The sequence below is a fragment of the Mesorhizobium sp. B2-3-11 genome, assembly GCF_006442215.1.
Lineage (GTDB): Bacteria > Pseudomonadota > Alphaproteobacteria > Rhizobiales > Rhizobiaceae > Mesorhizobium > Mesorhizobium salmacidum.
The window spans coordinates 14,826-33,238 of the sequence record NZ_VFVS01000012.1 but is presented as its reverse complement, the minus strand read 5'-3'; the positions used below and the strand labels follow the sequence as shown (position 1 = coordinate 33,238).

The window sequence follows — 18,413 nt, the reverse complement described above, 5'->3', positions numbered from 1 at the left end:
GGTCAACAGGGAGAATGAGCATGACAACGAAACTACTGACGGCACTGCTTCTGGGCACAAGCATTCTCGGCTCGGCCGGATTGGCTCACGCCGAGGACGTAACGCTCAACATCGAAAGCTGGCGCGGCGACGACCTTGCCATCTGGAAGGACAAGCTGATCCCGGCCTTCGAAGCCAAGAACCCCGGCATCAAGGTGGTGTTCGCCCCCTCGGCTCCGACCGAATATGACGCCGCGCTCGGCGCCAAGCTCGCCGCCGGTTCGGCGGGCGACCTGATCACCTGTCGCCCCTTCGACAAATCGCTCGAACTGTTCAAGAAGGGCAACCTTGCCGATCTCTCCGCGCTGCCCGGCATGGAAAACTTCTCGCCCGTCGCCAAGTCCGCCTGGCAGACCGATGACGGCAAGGCGAGCTTCTGCGTGCCGATGGCGTCGGTCATCCACGGCTTCATCTACAACAAGGACGCGTTCGACAAGCTCGGCATCAAGGTGCCGCAGACCCGCGACGAGTTCTTCGCCGCGCTCGACAAGATCAAGGCTGACGGCACCTACATCCCGATGGCGATGGGCACCAAGGACCTCTGGGAAGCCGCGACCATGGGCTACCAGAACATCGGCCCCAACTACTGGAAGGGCGAGGACGGCCGCAAGGCGCTGATCAAGGGCGATCAGAAGCTGACCGACAAGGATTGGGTCGCTCCCTTTGAGGAACTGGCCAAGTGGAAGCCTTATCTCGGCGACGGCTTCGAAGCCCAGACCTATCCGGACAGCCAGAACCTGTTCACGCTCGGCCGCGCCGCCATCTACCCGGCCGGCTCGTGGGAAATCGGCCTGTTCAACACGCAGGCCCAGTTCAAGATGGGCGCCTTCCCGCCGCCGGTCGAGAAGGCCGGCGACACCTGCTACGTCTCCGACCATACCGATATCGGCATGGGCTTGAATGCGGCTTCCAAGCATGCGGACGCGGCCAAGACCTTCCTGTCCTGGGTGGCCTCGCCTGACTTCGCCACCATCTACGCCAACGCGCTGCCGGGCTTCTTCAGCCTGAACTCCGCACCGGTGAAGATGCAGGACCCGCTGGCACAGGAATTCGTCTCCTGGCGCGGCAAGTGCAAGTCGACGATCCGCTCGACCTACCAGATCCTGTCGCGCGGCACGCCGAACCTCGAAAACGAGACCTGGGTTGAATCGGCCAACGTCATCAACGGCACTGATACGCCCGAAGCCGCGGCCAAGAAGCTGCAGACCGGCCTCGACAGCTGGTATAAGCCGGCCAAGTAAGAGCTCAGGCAACGGAGCCGGCTGGGCGCGTGCCCGGCCGGTTCCGGATTATCCTGTTCCATATTGCGATTGTCGGCTCTGCCTCACGGCCTTACCCTTGCTCTTGTTGGGGAAGGCTAGCTGATCAGTCGCAGGCCTTGTCTTGCCGCGCCGGGCAAGGTTGGGTCATGCATCGAGGCATCATCTAGCATCACATCGTCTGGAACCGAGAGACGGCGGGGACCGAACTCATGGCCGCACAAACACGACCGAAAAGACCGTTCCGCTGGCATATCGCCGTCTTCCTGGCGCCGGCGGTGCTGGTCTATACGGCAATCATGATCCTGCCGCTGGCCGGCACGCTGCAGCTTTCGCTGTTCCGCAACGTCGACCAGTCCCAGATCTTCGTCGGCCTGGACAATTTCCGCACTTTGTTCGGCGACCCGAACTGGTCGGTGAATTTCTGGAACGCGCTGCGCAACAACGTCTGGTTCTTCATCATCCACATGCTGGTGCAAAACCCGGTCGGCGTGCTTTTGGCCGCGCTCCTGTCCAGCCCGAAGCTCCGGTTCTCGGCCTTCTATCGAACCGCGATCTTCGTGCCGACCATCCTGTCCTTCGTCATCGTCGGCTTCGCCTGGAAGCTGATCCTGTCGCCGCTGTGGGGCGTGGCGCCGCATCTGCTCGACTTCGTCGGCCTGAAGAGCCTGTTCACGCCGTGGCTCGGCAAGGAGCAGTACGCGCTGACCGCACTCAGCCTGATCTCCGTGTGGCAGTTCATCGGCATCCCGATGATGCTGATCTATGCAGCGCTGCTGTCGATCCCCGAAGAGGTGATCGAGGCCGCCGAATGTGATGGCATCACCGGCCTGTCGCAGTTCTGGAAGATCAAGTTGCCGCTGATCCTGCCCTCGATCGGCATCATCTCGATCCTCACCTTCGTCGGCAATTTCAACGCCTTCGACCTGATCTACACCGCGCAAGGCGCGCTCGCCGGGCCGAACTATTCGACCGATATCCTCGGCACCTTCCTCTACCGCGCCTTCTTCGGCTTCCAGCTGCAGGTCGGCGACCCCAACATGGGCGCGACCATCGCCACGATCATGTTCCTGATCATCCTCGGCGGTGTCTGCGTCTACCTCTTCCTCATCCAGACGCGCCTGCGTCGCTACCAGTTCTGAGGGGCAAGAGATGAGCATCGCCACCCGTTCACTCCCGCGCACCATCGGCGCCCACGCGATTCTGCTGACCTACACGGCTATCGCGCTTTTCCCGGTGGTTCTGGTCATCATGAATTCGTTCAAGTCGCGCGCCGGCATCTTCGGCGCGCCGCTGACGCCGCCGACGCCGAAAACCTTCGACATGATCGGCTACACCACGGTGATCGGCCAGGGTGACTTCATCCATTATTTCCAGAACAGTCTCGTCGTCACCGTCGGCTCGCTGTTCTTCGTACTGCTGTTCGGCGCCATGGCTGCCTTCGCGCTGTCGGAGTACCGCTTTCGCGGCAACACGCTGATGGGGCTTTACCTGGCGCTCGGCATCATGATCCCGATCCGCCTCGCCACCGTCGCCATCCTGCAATTGATGGTGGCGAGCGGGCTGGTCAACACGCTGACGGCGCTGATCCTGGTCTACACCGCGCAAGGCCTGCCGCTGGCCGTCTTCATCCTGTCCGAATTCATGAAGCAGGTCTCCGACGACCTGAAGAACGCCGGCCGCATCGACGGCCTGTCCGAATACACCATCTTCTTCCGCCTGGTGGTGCCGCTGGTGCGGCCGTCGATGGCGACGGTCGCCGTCTTCACCATGATTCCGATCTGGAACGATCTGTGGTTCCCGCTGATCCTGGCGCCGTCGGAAGAGACCAAGACGGTGACGCTCGGCGCCCAGCTTTTCCTCGGCCAATTCGTCACCAACTGGAACGCCATCCTAGCCGCGCTCTCGCTGGCGATCCTGCCGGTGCTGATCCTCTACGTCATCTTCTCGCGGCAGCTGATCCGCGGCATTACTTCCGGAGCCGTCAAGTGAGTTCAGAATCACCCCTTCGCGTCCCAAATCCCCTCCGAGTAATCGTCGCCGGCCTCGGCAATATGGGCCGCAGCCATGCGCTGGCCTATCACACCAATCCGGGTTTTCAGATCGCGGCGCTGGTCAATCGCTCCGACGTGCCGTTGCCTGGAGGGCTGTCCGGCTATGGCATCAGGCGCTCATTCGACGACGCCCTGCGCGAGGAAAAACCCGACGTCGCCTGCGTCGCCACCTATTCGGACAGCCATGCCGATTATGCGGTAAAGGCGTTCGAGGCCGGCTGCCATGTCTTCGTCGAAAAGCCGCTGGCAACGACGGTGGCGGACGCCAAGCGCGTCGTCGCCGCAGCCAAGGCCAATGGCAAGAAACTGGTGATCGGCTACATCCTGCGCCATCACCCGTCCTGGATCAGGCTGATCGCCGAGGCGCGCAAGCTCGGCGGTCCTTACGTGTTCCGCATGAACCTCAATCAGCAATCCTCGGGGCATACCTGGGAGACGCACAAGCAGTTGATGCGGACGACATCGCCGATCGTCGATTGCGGCGTGCACTATCTCGACGTCATGCTGCAGATCACCGACGCCAAACCGGTCGAGGTGCGTGGCATGGGCGTGCGGCTGACCGACGAGGTGGCGCCCTCCATGTACAATTACGGCCATCTGCAGGTGCTGTTCGATGACGGCTCGGTCGGCTGGTACGAGGCCGGCTGGGGTCCGATGATTTCCGAGACAGCCTTCTTCGTGAAGGATGTCATGTCGCCCAAGGGCTGCGTGTCGATCGTCATGAAGGAGGGCGTGAGGTCCGACGATATCGACACCCACACCAAGACTTCGACCATCCGTCTGCACAGCGCCGCGACCGGGCCGGACGGCAAATTCGCCAGGCCGGACGAGATGCTGTCGATGGAAGGCGAACCCGGTCATCAGGATCTCTGCGATCTCGAACAGGCTTTTGTCCTCAAGGCAATCCGCGAGGACATCGATCTCACCAGACACATGGACGACGCGGTGCGGTCGCTCGCCGTCTGCCTTGCCGCCGACGAGAGCGTGCGCAGCGGCAAGGCGGTGCGACTGTGACCAGGCTGTCGTCGTCAGCGCCCTACGGCGCCCCCCTCTGTCCTACCGGACATCTTCCCCTCAAGGGGGGAGATCGACTGTCTCGGTTGCCTTCGCCAATCACCAACATTGCAAGAAGAAAGCCTGGGTCGACGCTGCCAATCTCCTTTCTTGAGGGGGAGATGGCCGGCAGGCCAGAGGGGGGTGCTTTCGCGCCCACGCATCAATTTGGAGGACTGCCGTGGGCTCGTTGAAGATCGAGAACGTGAAGAAGGCCTTTGGGCCGGTCGAGGTGCTGAAGGGCATCGACCTCGAAGTGACGGACGGCGAGTTCGTTGTCTTTGTCGGGCCTTCGGGCTGCGGCAAGTCGACCTTGCTCCGCGTCATCGCCGGGCTGGAGGATTCGACCTCGGGCCGGGTGCTGATCGATGGCGACGACGTCTCCGTCACGCCGCCGGCAAAACGCGGCATCGCCATGGTGTTCCAGACCTATGCGCTTTATCCGCATCTGACGGTGAAGAACAATATGGGCCTCGGCCTCAAGCAGGCTAACACGCCGGCGGCGGAAATCGACCGCCGCATCGGTGTTGCCTCGTCCATGCTGTCGCTGGAACCTTATCTCGAAAGGCGGCCGGCGGAACTCTCCGGCGGCCAGCGCCAGCGCGTCGCCATCGGCCGCGCCGTGGTGCGCGAGCCAAAACTGTTCCTGTTCGACGAGCCCTTGTCGAACCTCGATGCGGCGTTGCGCGTCAACACACGGCTGGAAATAGCGCAGCTGCATCGCCGGCTCAAGGCGACGATGATCTATGTCACCCACGACCAGGTCGAGGCGATGACGCTCGCCGACAAAATCGTTGTGCTCAATGCGGGCCGAATCGAGCAGATCGGCGGCCCGATGGAGCTCTACAATTCGCCGGCAAACGAGTTTGTCGCCGGCTTCATAGGCTCGCCGAAGATGAATTTCGTCGACGGCGCCCGGCTCGGCGAGACAGCCAAGACCATCGGCGTGCGGCCCGAGCACCTGACCGTCGATCCGAAATCCGGCGCCTGGAAGGGCACTGTCGTCCATGCCGAGCATCTCGGCGCCGACACCAATCTTTATCTGGATTGCGAGAAGGCCGGCCTGATCACCGTGCGGATTTTCGGTGTCTACGACGCCGAACCCGGCGCCACGCTTTATACGACGCCCGATCCGGCGAAGACGTATCGGTTTGGGCCGGATGGGAAGGTGCTGAAGTAGGACGCGCCAACGCTTCTTGCCTTCTCCCCTGTGGGAGAAGGCAAGGGCGCGCTTAAACGTCAGCCCTGAACGTCTGCTTCTGCTGTCCCAGCCCCTCAATACCCAGCTCCACCACATCGCCGGCCTTCAAGAACACTGGCGGCTTCATGCCGAGGCCGACGCCGGGCGGGGTGCCTGTCGAAATAATGTCGCCGGGGTGCAGCGACATGAACTGGCTAAGATAGGAGACGAGATAGGCAACGCCATAGACCATGGTCCTGGTCGAGCCGTTCTGCATCGTCTTGCCGTTGACCGTCAGCCACATTTTAAGGTTGTGCGGGTCGGCCACTTCGTCCTTGGTCACCAGCCACGGGCCGGTCGGGCCGAACGTGTCGCAGCTCTTGCCTTTCGTCCACTGGCCCTGACGCTCGGCCTGGAAGGCGCGTTCCGACACGTCGTGCGCGACGCAATAGCCGGCGACGTAGTCGAGCGCATCGGCTTCGCTGACATATTTGGCTTTTCTGCCGATAATCACGCCGAGCTCGACTTCCCAGTCGGTCTTCTCGGAACCACGCGGGATCAGCACGTCGTCGTCCGGGCCGACGATGGCCGAGCTTGCCTTCATGAAGATGATCGGCTCAGGCGGCACGGTGGCGCCGGTTTCTGCGGCATGGTCGGAATAGTTGAGGCCGATGCAGATGAACTTGCCGGTGCCGGCAACGCAGGCGCCAAGGCGCGGCTTGCCGGAAACCACCGGCAGCGACTTCGCGTCGAGCTTCGACAGCATATCCAGCGAGGCCGGATGAAGCGTGGTGCCGGCAATATCGGCGACATGGGCGGAGAGATCGCGGATCGTTCCATCCGCATCGAGCAGGCCGGGACGTTCGCTCCCCATCTCGCCATAGCGCAGCAGTTTCATGCATCTTCTCCTGATTGCGGCCTCGTGGCCGTTCTACAAACTCTCCGCCGAGGCATCAGCCCCTCTGGAACCGGGCGGACCGTAGCCACCGGCCTGCTTCACGACAAGCGTGGACAGCGTGTTTTGACAGCCGGCGAGCGGGATTTTCAGACTTCCCGATCCTTCATCAAGTCCGATCGTCCGGTTACCCGCGATTGTCTCCAGACGGCGCTCAGATCGACCAGCCGCCGTCGATATTATAGGCCTGACCCGATGTGTAGGTGGCTCCGGCCAGGTAGACAGCGAGATCGGCGATTTCCTCCGGCGTGCCGAGCCGGCCCATCGGCTGGCGGGCGATGAAGGCGGCGCGGGCGGCGTCGTAATCGCCCTGGGCGTGCATGCGGTCCTGCAGCGACGGGCTTTCGACGGTGCCGGGGCAAATGGCGTTGCAGCGTATGCCCTTGCCGACATAGTCGGCGGCGACCGCCTTGGTCAGGCCGATGACCGCCGCCTTGGTGACGCCATAGGCGAAGCGGTTCGGCACGCCCTTGGTCGAACTCGCGAGCGAAGCCATGTTGATGATCGATCCGTCGCCGCGCTCCAGCATGCCGGGCAGTACCGCCCGGATGGTGCGGATCATGGCGCGTACATTGAGATTGAAGGCGAAATCGAGATCGGTGTCCTTCATCTCCAGGATCGAGCCCGAATGGACGAAACCGGCGCAGTTGAACAGCACATCGACGGCGCCGATCTCGGCAAAGGCGGCATTGACCGCCTCGTCGTTGAGCACGTCGACCTTGCGGGTCTTGATGCCGGAGGCCTTGGCGAGTTCCGCCAGCAGCGTCTCGTTGATGTCGGTGGCATGGACGGTGGCGCCGGCCTTGGCGAAGGCCAGCGCGCTTGCCTTGCCGATGCCTTGCGCCGCCGCCGTGATGACAACGACCTTGCCTGCCAGATTCGCCATATCTTTTCCTCGCCTGCTTGGGTCAATTGCCTTTATCGGCGGCCGGCGAAGGCGTCATGTGCCAGTCAGGCGCGATCGTCCGGCCTATGCCAGTTCACTGATAAAGATGTTTTTTCTCGTTAAAGAACATATGTTCGGGCGTCAAGCCCGAACGCGATCACCAACCGCAAACATCAGTCCCCGTAAGGCACCCAGACATTCTTCACCTCGATGGCGCGGCGCAGCAAGGCATCGCCGGCGGCTTCTTCCGAGGCCCAGTCGAGGCTGCGGCCATTGCCGCTCCAGACGCGCTTGAGGTTGCCGATGGAGTCGGCTTCCGCCTTGGCGCAGGTCTCGGCGTCAGTGAACAGCCAGAGCCCGTCGACGTCGTCGTGCTTGGCCAGCACGCCGGCAAGTTCGGCGCTGCGGCCGGTTACGATGTTGATGGCGCCGGCCGGCACGTCGGAATATTCGATGACCTGATAGAGATCGGTGGCGAGCAGCGGATAGCGCTCGGATGGCACGGCGATCACCGTGTTGCCCATGGCCAGCGCCGGCGCGACCAGCGAGATGAAGCCGAGCAGGGGCTGATTGTCCGGCGCGACGATGCCGACGACACCGACCGGCTCATGCAGCGCCAGCGTCACGGCTCGGGCCGGCGGCTGGTGGACGCGGCCCTCGAACTTGTCGGCGAGGCCGGCATAGAGAAACAGCCGTTCGATCGAGAGCTCCACCTCGTCGCGCGCGGCCTTGGCATTGGCCCCGGTTAGTTCGGTGAGGCGGGCGGCAAACTCGCTTGCGCGGCCGGAAAGGTTCTCGGCCAGGTAATAAAGCACCTGGGACCTGTTATAAGCGGTCGCCTCCGGCCAGCTCTTGCAGGCGCGGGCGGCCGAAACCGCATCGCGGATATCCTTGCGGCTGCCGAGCCCGACTTCGCCGGCGAGTTTGCCCTTGGCCGTCGCGACGGCAATCGAGTAATTGCCGTCGGGGCGCACTTGCTTGCCGCCGATGAACAGCTTTGCCGTGCGGTCGATTGCCACGCCATCGGCCTGCTCGACGGGCTGCGCGGAGGATGTCGCCGGTTTGATGACCGGGCCGAGCGGCAGTTTCGCCGCGAGATATTCGAACATGCCCTCGCGCCCGCCTTCGCGGCCGAAGCCGCTTTCGCGATAGCCGCCGAAGCCGCAGGCGGCGTCGAACATGTTGGTGCCGTTGACCCAGACCACGCCGGCCTTCAGCTGCGGTGCGACATGGAGGGCAAGATTGACGTTCTCGCTCCACACCGAGGCCGCCAGGCCATAGCGCGTGTTGTTGGCGAGCTCGATCGCTTCCTCGGTGTTGCGGAAGGTCATGGTGGCGAGCACAGGCCCGAACACTTCTTCCCGCGCCAGGATATTAGCCGGCGAAACGCCAGTGGCGAGCGTCGGCAGATGATAGTAACCCGACGACGGCAGCGTTGCATCGGGCTGCCAGCAGACGGCGCCCTGCCTGGCGCCCTCGGCGATCAGTCCCTTGACGCGGTCGAGCTGGGTCAGGTCGACCAGCGGGCCGATATCGGTGTTCTTGTCGAGCGGGCTGCCGACACGCAGTCGGCTCATCCTGACCTTGACCTTGGCGATCAAGGCGTCGGCGATGCCTTCCTGCACCAGCAGGCGCGAACCGGCGCAGCAGACCTGGCCCTGATTGAACCAGATGCCGTCGACCAGCCCTTCCACGGCGCTATCGAGATCGGCGTCCTCGAAGACGATGAAGGCCGACTTGCCGCCGAGTTCCAGCGACAGTTTTTTCCCTGACCCCGCCGTGGCCTTGCGGATGATCTTGCCGACCTCGGACGAGCCGGTGAAGGCGATCTTCTGGATGCCGGGGTGATTGACGATCGCAGCACCGGCTTCCGGACCGCCCTGGACTATATTGACGACGCCCTTCGGCACACCGGCGCGTTCGCATATCTCGGCGAACAAGATGGCGGTGAGTGGCGTGAATTCGGCGGGCTTCAGCACCACGGTACAGCCCGCCGCAAGCGCCGGCGCGATCTTCCAGGCCAGCATCAGCAGCGGAAAGTTCCACGGGATGATCTGGCCGACGACGCCGACACCCTTGTGGCCGGGAAAATCCCGGTCCAGCGCCTGCGCCCAGCCGGCATGATGGATGAAATGGCGGATCGCCAGCGGCACGTCGATGTCGCGGCTTTCGCGGATCGGCTTGCCGTTGTCGATTGTCTCCAGCACCGCGAACAGGCGCTGGTGGCGCTGCATGGCGCGGCCGATGGCGTAGAGCACTTTCGCGCGCTGGTATCCGGAACTGGCGCTCCATTTCGGCAGCGCCTTGGCTGCTGCGGAAACCGCGGCGTCAATATCGGCGGCATTGGCGTCGGAGACTTTGGCCAGCAGCTTGCCGGAAGATGGCTCGCTGGTGTCGAAGGTCTTGCCGCCGCTCGCCGCCTTCCAATCGCCGCCGATGAACAGCGCCTTGCCGAAATCGCGCGCCGCGAACCAGGCGTCCGCCTCATTACGAGCTTCCGGCGCCGGGCCGTATTCCATGGCGTGATAGCGTTCGAGAATGTTCATGAAGCGCTCCAGATAATTGTCAGGGCAGGCGTTGCGTATGGCTCCACGTTCAAAGCCTCGCTTGCCTCAGGCCATCGCGTGGCGATGATTGGCCGAATAATGCCCGGTCAGATGATGCTCGAGCTGGCGCTCGATGTCGGTCAGCAGGCTCGAGGCGCCGAAGCGGAACAGCTCCGGTTCCAGCCACGGCCGGCCGAGCTCCTCCTTCATCAGCACCAGCCAGTCGAGCGACACTTTCGCGGTGGAAATGCCGCCGGCCGGCTTGAAGCCGATGAGATAGCCGGTCTCCTCGAAATAGGCCCTGATGGCGCGCACCATGGCAAGCCCGACGGGCAATGTGGCGTTGACACTTTCCTTGCCGGTCGAGGTCTTGATGAAATCGGCGCCCCCCATCATCGCCACCATCGAGGCAAGCATGACGTTGCGCAGCGTGGCGAGATCGCCGGTTCCCAAAATGACCTTCAGATGCGCGTCACCGCAGGCGGCGCGCATCGAAACGATTTCGTTGTAAAGCTCGCGCCACTTGGCGCCGAACACCAGGCCGCGCGGAATGACGACATCGATCTCGTCGGCTCCGTCCTTCACCGAGGCCTCGATCTCCTGCAGCCGGGTCGACAGCGGCGCCAGACCATGCGGGAACGCGGTGGAGACGGCGGCGACGTGGATGCCGGTGCCGCGCACGGCGTCGACCGCCGTGGCGACGAAGGGATGGTAGACGCAGACGGCGGCCGGCCGGATGGATTCGCCCGCAATGCCGAGGCCTTCCATGATGTCGCGGCGCAGCGGGTTGATCGCCTTGGCGCAGAGCCGGCGCACGCGCTCCTCGGTGTCGTTGGAGTTGAGCGTCGTCAGGTCCATGCAGGCGATCGCCCGCAGCAGCCAGGCGGCCTGGTTGTCGGCCTTGATCGAGCGCCGCTTGGTCAGGCTGGCGACGCGGCGCTCCAGCGCCGAGCGGTTGACGCTACGCACCGATTCCAGAAAACCGAGGTCGAGTTTCAGGCCCGGATTGCGCGCGATGTGATGGTCCAGCGGCACCGGCGTATTGGCGGCTGCGCGTGCCGGCAGCGGCGTCACCTTGGTGCCAAGATCGGCTTCGCGGATTGTGCTGCTCATCTCCTGCCCTTTCGTTCAGCGGCGTGCGCTCTTGGTGCGCATCTTCTCCCAAAACCTAGACACTTTTGGGCGACACGCACGACGATAACCCGCGAAGCCGCGCTTCACGAGTCCTCAGGCGAGGGATAGCTGAAAAAGGCCGCGAAAGCAGCTGATTTTTGACCGGAAGGTCAAAATCAGGTTTCCGGGAGACGCGCTGGTCTCAGCCGACGAAGGCCCGCTCGACGACGAAGCTCGCGGGGTGGCTGAGCGAACCTTCCTGGAAACCGAGGCTTTCGGCCAGCTCCTTGACGTCCTTCAACATGTGCATCGAGCCGCAGATCATGATGCGGTCGGTCTCGGGATCGAGCTTCTTGATGCCGAGATCACTGTAGAATTTGCCGGAGCCGATCAGCGCGGTGATGCGGCCCATGCATGCCGATTCCTCGCGGGTCGTTGAATTGTACAGCGTGACGCGGCCGGCGGTCAGCTCGCCGATCAGCGGGTCGCTTTCCAGTGCCGCCACCAACTCCTGGCCGTAGATCAGCTCGGCATTGTCGCGGCAGGTGTGGGTCAGGATCAGCTGATCGAATTTCTCGTAGGTGTCGGGGTCGCGCAGCAGGCTGGCAAAGGGCGCGATGCCGGTGCCGGTCGAGATCATGAACAGGCGCTTGGCCGGGGTCAGCGCGTCGACAACCAGCGTGCCGGTCGACTTCTGGCGCATGATGACCGTGTCACCGACCTGGATCTTCTGCAGTTCCGAGGTCAGCGGGCCGTCCGGCACCTTGATCGAGAAGAATTCCAGCTCTTCGTCCCAGGCCGGGCTGGCGACGGAGTAGGCGCGATATACCGGCTTCTCGGCATTGGGCAGGCCGATCATCACGAACTCGCCCGAGCGGAAGCGCAGCGACTGCGGGCGCGTGATGCGGAACGAGAACAGCCGGTCGGTGTAGTGCTTCACCGAGACGACCGTCTCGGCATAGACATTGGCCGGAATCGGAAACTGCAGCGGGCGGGCTTCAGCGGTATTGAACGCGGGCGTGGTGTTCATCAATTCCAACCTTCTCGCCCAGTTACAGACGCGGGCGCCAAACTTTCCCGTGCGCGCCCGAACCATTCAGGTTCCGGCGTGCCATGCACGCTACCGAAGCGGTAAGCTCTTGTGTCCGGAATTTATTAGTATACAAACGATATTTGCGTCAAGATGCCGCCGTAAAACACCTTTCCAAACTGTGGCATATCCGTAGTCCCAGCATTTCGGGTTTCGACAATGAAAGAGAATTTTTCGGTGCAGCCGCCGGATTCCCTGGGCAGCGTCGTCGCCGGCATCGATGTCGGCGGAACCTTCACCGACCTGCTCCTGATCGACGGCAAGGACGGTGGCAAGGTGTATCTGGCCAAGACCCCGACCACGGTCGACAACCAGGCCTTTGGCGTGGTTTCGGCGCTCGGCGCCACCGGCTTTCCGATCGACGGCATCGACCTCATCGTGCATGGCACGACCACCACCACCAATGCGGTGCTGGAGCGCCGGCTGGCCAAAACCGGCATGATCACCACGCGCGGTTTTCGCGACGTGATCGAGCTTGGGCGGCGCACGCGGCCGCAACCCTACGGCATGACGGGCACGTTCGTTCCGGTCATCCCGCGCAATCTGCGCCTGGAGGTGTCCGAACGCGTCGAGGCATCAGGCGCCGTCCGCACGCCGCTTGATGAGGCCGAGATGCGCGAGGCGGTAAAGGCGCTGATCGCGGCCGGCTGCGAATCCCTCGTCATCCATTTTCTGCATTCCTACGCCAACCCGTCGCATGAGCGCCGCGCCGCCGAAATCGCCGCCGAATTCTGGCCGAACGGCTACATCACCACGGGCCACGCGCTGTTGTCCGAAGCGCGCGAATTCGAGCGCGGCGTCACCGCCTCGGTCAACGCCTCGGTGCAGCCGATCCTGGAGCGCTATGTCGAGCGTCTGCGCACGGAATTGGCCGACAAGGGCTATGCCCGCGATTTTCTCATCATGAATGGCAATGGCGGCATGATCTCGGCGCGCTTCGTCACACGTGAATCGGCCAAGACGGTCATGTCGGGCCCCGCCTCCGGCGTCATCGCCGCCGCCTATACGGGCAAGCGCGCCGGCTTTGAAAATCTCGTCACCTACGACATGGGCGGCACCTCGACCGACGTGGCGCTGATCCGCAACGCCGAACCGGCTGTCTCGAACGAGATCGAGATCGAATATGCCATGCCGATCCATGTGCCGATGGTGGCGGTGCACACGGTCGGCGCCGGCGGCGGCTCGATCGCCCGCGTCGACGCGGCCGGCCTAATCCAGGTCGGTCCGGAAAGTGCGGGCGCCAATCCCGGCCCGATCTGCTACGGGCGCGGCGGGACCGAGCCGACGATCACCGACGCCAATCTGGTGCTCGGCAGGCTGGCGCCGAAGAAGCTGCTCGCCGTCGACAATCCGGTCACATCAGAGCGCGTCACGGGCATCTTCGAGGACAGGATCGGCAAGGCGACGGGCCTGTCGGGTGTCGAGGCGGCGGGCGCGGTGCTCAGGCTCGGCAACATGAAGATGGCCGGCGCCATCCGCATGGTCTCGGTATCGCGCGGCCATGATCCCCGCGATTTCGCGCTGTTCGCCTTCGGCGGCGCCGGGCCGCTGCATGCGACGGCGCTCGCGCGCGAACTCGGCCTGCCCAAAGTGCTGGTGCCAGCGCGTCCCGGCATCACCAATGCGCTCGGCTGCGTCGTCGCCGATCTGCGCCATGACTTCGTCAACACCATCAACCAACCCGTGGCCGTGCTTGATGAAAGCCAGCTCCACCGAGTATTGGAACGGCACCGTAACGAAGGCGAGGCGCTGATTGCCAAGGAAGCGGTGAGGCCGGAAACGATCCGCGTCACCCACTCCGCCGACATGCAATTCGTCGGCCAGACCCACATCATCAACGTGCCGTTGCCGTCCTCGTCGGTTACCCGGCACGAATTGCAGTCCCTGTTCGAAAAAGCCTATTTCGCCCGCTTCAAGGTGGAGCTGCCGGAAATCCGCGCCAATCTCGTCAACCTCAACACCTCGGTAACCGGCGTGCGTCCGGCGATCGACTTGTCACGCCTGATCGATCCGGCCGGGCGGGCAAAGACGCTCGACGAGGCGCGGCGCGAGATCAGGCCGGTCTGGTATGGCGGGCGCTGGCATGACACGCCGGTGTATATCAGGGAAAAGCTGCCGCTCGACGCGGTCATCGAAGGCCCGGCGATCCTCGAACAGATGGACGCGACGACCGTGCTCGAACCCGGCGACCGCGCGCGATCGGACGCCGACGGCAACATCATCATCGACATTGGCGAGGCCTGAAATGAAGCTCGATGCCATTACCCTTTCGGTTCTCCAGGCCGCGTTGCAGCAGGTCTGCGACGAGATGGACCTGACCTTTTCCCGCGCCGCTTTCTCGCCGGTGATCGCCGAGGCCAATGACCGCTCGGACGGCATCTATTCGGCCGTCGATGGCTCGCTGATCGCACAAGGCAGCCAGGGCCTGCCGGTGTTTGTCGGCGTCATGCAATATTCGACCAGGACGGTGATCGAGATGATCGCCGATGGCCGCTGCCTGCCGCCTGAGCCGGGCGACATCTATATCGTCAACGACCCCTATCTCGGCGGCACGCATCTGATGGATGTGCGCTTCGTCATGCCGGTCTATCGGGGTGAAAAGATCTTCTGCTGGTTGTCGAACACAGGCCATTGGCCCGACATTGGCGGTTCGGTGCCGGGCGGCTTTTCGGCCTCGGCCACCGCGGTCGAGCAGGAGGGCCTGCGGCTGCCGCCGGTAAAGCTGTTCAAGAAGGGCGTGCTCGATCCCGAAATCTACGCCATCATCTGCTCCAACATCCGGGTTGCCGACCAGCGCATCGGCGACATCCGGGCCCAGGCCGCCGCGCTGCTGATCGGCCAGGACAGGCTCAATGGAATCCTGGATCGTTACAGGGATGAAACGGTTGTCGAAGCGATCGCCGAACTGCGCCGCCGTGCCGCCGAACAGATGCGCACCAACATAGCGGCCATTCCCGACGGCACCTACCGCTCCAAGGCCTTTGTCGATTCCGACGGGGTGGTCAACGAACCGCTGACCATCGCGCTCGCCGTCGACAAGAAGGGCGACACGCTGACTTTCGACTTTTCAGGGTCGTCAAAGCCCTGTGCGGGGCCGATGAACAGCGTGCTGGCGACGACCCTGTCCTCGGTCTATCTCGCCATGCGCCACATCTTCCCCGATGTGCCGATCAGCGCCGGCGCTTTCGAGCCCCTGATCGTCAAGCGGCCGGAAGGCACCTTCCTCGACGCGAAGTATCCGCGCCCCGTATCGGGCTGTGCGGCCGAGGTGTCGCAGCGCATCGCCGAGGCGGTGTTCGCGGCCATGGTGCAGGCGTTGCCGGACAAGGTGACGGCGGCTCCAGCCGGCTCCAGCGGCAATTTCGCGCTCGGCGGCAACGATCCCGCGCGCGGCCGCGACTACGTCATGTACCAGATTTCCGGCGGCGGCTACGGCGGCAATTCAGGCCATGACGGCCTCACCAATGGCTGCTCGACCATCGGCATCTCCAAGTCGCCGCCGGTCGAGATCATGGAGCAGGCCTTTCCGGTGCTCTACCGGCACTATGCCTTGCGCGAAGGCTCGGGCGGCGCCGGCAAGCATCGCGGCGGTTTTGGCCTCGCCTACGAGGTCGAGATCCTGCGCGGCGAGGCGCGTGCCTCCTTCGTCATGGACCATGGCCGCTTCGGCCCGCAGGGCGCCCTTGGCGGCGGGGATGGCGAGCCCAACAGGGTGATCGTCTTCCGCAATGGCGAACAGCACATACCGCCGCACCTCTCCAAGGAGCAGGACATTCCGCTCAAGGCCGGGGACCGCGTGCGCGTCGGCACGCCGGGCGGTGGCGGCTATGGCGATCCGCGTGAGCGCGATGCCGATCAGGTGCTGCGCGATGTGGCCCTGGGGTACTATACTCCACGGCAAGCCTGGGAAAAATTCGGCGTCGTGCTGTCGGCAGGAGCCGTCGATCGCGAAGCAACGGAAAAGCAACGCGCCGGCTAAAACTGTCGATCCTTGTGCCGTTTCTCACCGCGCCGGGATCGCCGCAGCACATGTCGTTTCCGTCTCCGACGACGATCGGAAAGACAGCGCATTTGCGGTTGCCGTTCACCTCGGTCGGAACCGGACTCAGCATCGACATAGACGGCAAGCCAGTACGCGCGGTCGTCGCGCCGATGCCATTCTTCGACCCGGAAGGGATAAGATTGGGAGGCTAGCCCGGTTGCGTCGATGGATTGCCTTGGCGATTAGCCGAAACGTCTTCGTCATCCGCGGGCGGAGCAAGGAGCGTAGCGACGCGGCGCAGACCCGAGATACATGCCGCGACCTCAGAGCGTTGCGACGGCGCAGAACCTGATCCGCTGCACTTTCGGTCGAGGTCCCGGCGTGGATACCAGGGTCTCCGCGACGCCGCTTCGCGGCTGCTCCGCCCTGGTATGACGAAAATTGGGGAGGCTCCGGTCAACGTTCAGCCGGCTCATCACCCCCGCCGATCCAGTCTCGCCACCAGCCGGTCACCCACCCACTGGATGCCGCAGACCAGGATGATCAGCACGATCACCACGGCGATCATCACCGACGTCTCGAACCGCTGATAGCCGTAGCGGATGGCGAGGTCGCCCAGCCCGCCGGCGCCGATGGCGCCCGCCATCGCCGAGGCGCCTATGAGTGTGACCAGCGTCACCGTGAAGCCGGCGACGATGCCAGGCAGCGCTTCCGGCACCAGCACCTCGCGGATGATCGTCCAGCGGTTGCCGCCCATGGCGCGCGCCGCCTCGATCAGGCCGTGGTCGACCTCGCGCAGCGACACTTCGGCGATGCGCGCATAGTAGGGCGTGGCGGCGATCGACAGCGGCACGATCGCCGCCCATGTGCCGATCGACGTGCCGACGATCAGCCGTGTCACCGGGATCAGCGCCACCAGAAGGATTATGAAGGGCACCGAGCGGAAGCCGTTGATGACGGCGCCGAGCACGCGGTTCACCCACGGGCTTTCGGCAATGCCGCCGCGTTCGGTGGCAATCAGCGCCAGCCCGAGCGGCAGGCCGCAGACCAGGGAAATCAGGCCGGAGGCGGCCGTCATCAGCACCGTCTCCCAGATCGATCGCAACAGAAGCTCAAACAGGATCGGCGACATGGCCAAGTACCTCCACCCGCGCCTGGCGGGACTTCAGGAATGTGATCACTTCTGCGAGGTGGCTTGCGTGATTGCCGGGGATGGAGAGGAACAGCGTTCCGACCGGCTGTTGCTGGATATGGTCGATGCCGCCATGGATGAGGCGAAAAGCACCGGGCACGGCGGCGGCGAGGTCGGACAGCAGCGGGGCCCGCGCGGCCTCGCCTGCCACGTCGACGCGCAAGATCGTTTCGGTGCCGCCCGCCGGCAGCAGCCGCGCCGCCAGCTCCGGCGGAAGCTGCGGGCGGATGGCGCCGAGCAGGCTGCGGGTGATCTCGGAACGTGGATCGGCGAACACCGACCAGACTGGCCCTTCCTCGACAATGCGCCCGGCGTCGATCACCGCCACGCGGTCGGCGATCGAGCGGATCACCTCCATCTCATGGGTGATCAGCAGGATGGTCAGGCCGAGCCGCCGGTTGATATCTTTCAGCAAGGCAAGGATGGAGCGGGTCGTCTCCGGGTCGAGCGCCGAGGTCGCCTCGTCCGACAGAAGTAGCGCTGGCCGCGCGGCAAGCGCCCTGGCAATGCCGACACGCTGCTTCTGGCCACCGGACAGCGACGCCGGATAGGCTTTCGCCTTCTCCGAGAGGCCGACGAGATCGAGCAGTTCTGCCGCTCGCTTCAGCCGCACCGCCTTCGGCCGGCCCTCGATCTTGAGCGGCAGCGCCACATTGTCCTCGACCGTCTTGGCCGTTAGCAGGTTGAAATGCTGGAAGATCATGCCGATGCGCCGCCGCAGCGGCTGCAGGTCGCGCTCGCCAAGCCGGCTGATCTCGCGGCCCTCGATGAAGACCTCGCCGGAATCGGGACGCTCCAGCCCGTTCAGGCAGCGGATCAGCGTCGATTTGCCGGCGCCGCTGCGGCCGATAATGCCGAGGATCTCCCCCTTGCGCACCGTCAAGGAAATGCCGTCGAGCGCCGCCGTCGCGCCGAAACGGCGCTTCAGGTCGACAAGCCGCACCACGTCCTGTGTAGCGGCCTGATCCCCGGGCTCTGTGGTTGCGGTGAAATGCTGGTTCATAGGCGGATCCTGAAAATACGATCGCGGCCCGCGCATTGCGCGGACCGCTGTCCCGGTCAAG

The 18,413-nt window shown here is 64.0% G+C and carries 14 protein-coding genes; 7 read left to right on the top strand and 7 right to left on the bottom strand.

Features of this window, described 5'->3' with window-relative positions; translation table 11 throughout:
- The first annotated feature begins 20 nt into the window (after positions 1 to 20).
- From FJ960_RS17380 to FJ960_RS17355, 5 genes are all read left to right on the top strand, one after another.
- The gene (locus FJ960_RS17380; protein ID WP_140715561.1) at positions 21 to 1,280 is read left to right on the top strand and encodes an ABC transporter substrate-binding protein; all 1,260 of its coding nucleotides are present in this window, start codon (positions 21 to 23) and stop codon (positions 1,278 to 1,280) included.
- Positions 1,281 to 1,510: 230 nt separating this feature from the next.
- Positions 1,511 to 2,440: a sugar ABC transporter permease gene (locus FJ960_RS17375; protein ID WP_140506933.1), complete on the top strand. Its 930-nt coding sequence runs from the start codon at positions 1,511 to 1,513 to the stop codon at positions 2,438 to 2,440.
- 10 nt (positions 2,441 to 2,450) lie between these two features.
- Positions 2,451 to 3,290: a carbohydrate ABC transporter permease gene (locus FJ960_RS17370; RefSeq protein ID WP_027142496.1), complete on the top strand. Its 840-nt coding sequence runs from the start codon at positions 2,451 to 2,453 to the stop codon at positions 3,288 to 3,290.
- The gene (locus FJ960_RS17365; RefSeq protein ID WP_281405571.1) at positions 3,287 to 4,366 is read left to right on the top strand and encodes a Gfo/Idh/MocA family oxidoreductase; all 1,080 of its coding nucleotides are present in this window, start codon (positions 3,287 to 3,289) and stop codon (positions 4,364 to 4,366) included. The genes FJ960_RS17370 and FJ960_RS17365 overlap by 4 nt, the downstream gene beginning before the upstream one ends.
- 220 nt (positions 4,367 to 4,586) lie before the next feature.
- Positions 4,587 to 5,585, top strand: coding sequence for an ABC transporter ATP-binding protein (locus tag FJ960_RS17355; protein ID WP_140506929.1), 999 nt, complete (start codon positions 4,587 to 4,589; stop codon positions 5,583 to 5,585).
- Positions 5,586 to 5,637: 52 nt separating this feature from the next.
- Here FJ960_RS17355 and FJ960_RS17350 read toward each other — a convergent pair whose 3' ends face one another.
- The 5 genes from FJ960_RS17350 to FJ960_RS17330 all read right to left on the bottom strand — a co-directional run bounded on the left by FJ960_RS17350 (position 5,638) and on the right by FJ960_RS17330 (position 12,115).
- Positions 5,638 to 6,483 (bottom strand): fumarylacetoacetate hydrolase family protein, encoded by an 846-nt coding sequence (locus FJ960_RS17350; protein WP_140715557.1) that lies wholly within the window; start codon positions 6,481 to 6,483, stop codon positions 5,638 to 5,640.
- A gap of 211 nt (positions 6,484 to 6,694) precedes the next feature.
- Positions 6,695 to 7,426, bottom strand: a complete 732-nt coding sequence (locus tag FJ960_RS17345) for an SDR family oxidoreductase (RefSeq protein WP_140715555.1) — start codon at positions 7,424 to 7,426, stop codon at positions 6,695 to 6,697.
- Positions 7,427 to 7,599: 173 nt separating this feature from the next.
- A complete protein-coding gene (locus tag FJ960_RS17340) occupies positions 7,600 to 9,972 on the bottom strand; it encodes an aldehyde dehydrogenase family protein (RefSeq protein ID WP_140715553.1) in 2,373 nt (790 codons plus the stop codon).
- A 66-nt stretch (positions 9,973 to 10,038) separates the two neighbouring features.
- Positions 10,039 to 11,085, bottom strand: a complete 1,047-nt coding sequence (gene deoC / locus FJ960_RS17335; protein WP_140715551.1) for a deoxyribose-phosphate aldolase — start codon at positions 11,083 to 11,085, stop codon at positions 10,039 to 10,041.
- 202 nt (positions 11,086 to 11,287) lie between these two features.
- Complete coding sequence (locus FJ960_RS17330; RefSeq protein ID WP_140715549.1) at positions 11,288 to 12,115, bottom strand: ferredoxin--NADP reductase; 828 nt, start codon at positions 12,113 to 12,115, stop codon at positions 11,288 to 11,290.
- Between the two features lie 219 nt (positions 12,116 to 12,334).
- Here FJ960_RS17330 and FJ960_RS17325 point away from each other — a divergent pair, with 219 nt between their 5' ends.
- A complete protein-coding gene (locus FJ960_RS17325; protein WP_140715547.1) occupies positions 12,335 to 14,419 on the top strand; it encodes a hydantoinase/oxoprolinase family protein in 2,085 nt (694 codons plus the stop codon).
- Position 14,420: 1 nt separating this feature from the next.
- A complete protein-coding gene (locus FJ960_RS17320) occupies positions 14,421 to 16,154 on the top strand; it encodes a hydantoinase B/oxoprolinase family protein (protein ID WP_140715545.1) in 1,734 nt (577 codons plus the stop codon).
- Positions 16,155 to 16,632: 478 nt separating this feature from the next.
- Here the strand turns inward: FJ960_RS17320 and FJ960_RS17315 are convergent, their stop codons facing one another.
- Positions 16,633 to 17,289: a methionine ABC transporter permease gene (locus FJ960_RS17315; RefSeq protein ID WP_140715543.1), complete on the bottom strand. Its 657-nt coding sequence runs from the start codon at positions 17,287 to 17,289 to the stop codon at positions 16,633 to 16,635.
- Complete coding sequence (locus tag FJ960_RS17310) at positions 17,270 to 18,352, bottom strand: methionine ABC transporter ATP-binding protein (RefSeq protein WP_140715541.1); 1,083 nt, start codon at positions 18,350 to 18,352, stop codon at positions 17,270 to 17,272. Before FJ960_RS17310 ends, FJ960_RS17315 begins: the two co-directional genes overlap by 20 nt.
- Between the last annotated feature and the right edge of the window lie 61 nt (positions 18,353 to 18,413).

Excerpts from the sequence above, each read along its gene's own strand:
- FJ960_RS17380 (WP_140715561.1), top strand. The coding sequence starts at position 21 with ATGACAACGAAACTACTGACGGCACTGCTTCTGGGCACAAGCATTCTC.
- FJ960_RS17375 (WP_140506933.1), top strand. The coding sequence starts at position 1,511 with ATGGCCGCACAAACACGACCGAAAAGACCGTTCCGCTGGCATATCGCC.
- FJ960_RS17370 (WP_027142496.1), top strand. The coding sequence starts at position 2,451 with ATGAGCATCGCCACCCGTTCACTCCCGCGCACCATCGGCGCCCACGCG.
- FJ960_RS17350 (WP_140715557.1), bottom strand. The coding sequence starts at position 6,483 with ATGAAACTGCTGCGCTATGGCGAGATGGGGAGCGAACGTCCCGGCCTG.
- FJ960_RS17345 (WP_140715555.1), bottom strand. The coding sequence starts at position 7,426 with ATGGCGAATCTGGCAGGCAAGGTCGTTGTCATCACGGCGGCGGCGCAA.
- FJ960_RS17340 (WP_140715553.1), bottom strand. The coding sequence starts at position 9,972 with ATGAACATTCTCGAACGCTATCACGCCATGGAATACGGCCCGGCGCCG.
- deoC (WP_140715551.1), bottom strand. The coding sequence starts at position 11,085 with ATGAGCAGCACAATCCGCGAAGCCGATCTTGGCACCAAGGTGACGCCG.
- FJ960_RS17330 (WP_140715549.1), bottom strand. The coding sequence starts at position 12,115 with ATGAACACCACGCCCGCGTTCAATACCGCTGAAGCCCGCCCGCTGCAG.
- FJ960_RS17325 (WP_140715547.1), top strand. The coding sequence starts at position 12,335 with ATGAAAGAGAATTTTTCGGTGCAGCCGCCGGATTCCCTGGGCAGCGTC.
- FJ960_RS17320 (WP_140715545.1), top strand. The coding sequence starts at position 14,421 with ATGAAGCTCGATGCCATTACCCTTTCGGTTCTCCAGGCCGCGTTGCAG.
- FJ960_RS17315 (WP_140715543.1), bottom strand. The coding sequence starts at position 17,289 with ATGTCGCCGATCCTGTTTGAGCTTCTGTTGCGATCGATCTGGGAGACG.
- FJ960_RS17310 (WP_140715541.1), bottom strand. The coding sequence starts at position 18,352 with ATGAACCAGCATTTCACCGCAACCACAGAGCCCGGGGATCAGGCCGCT.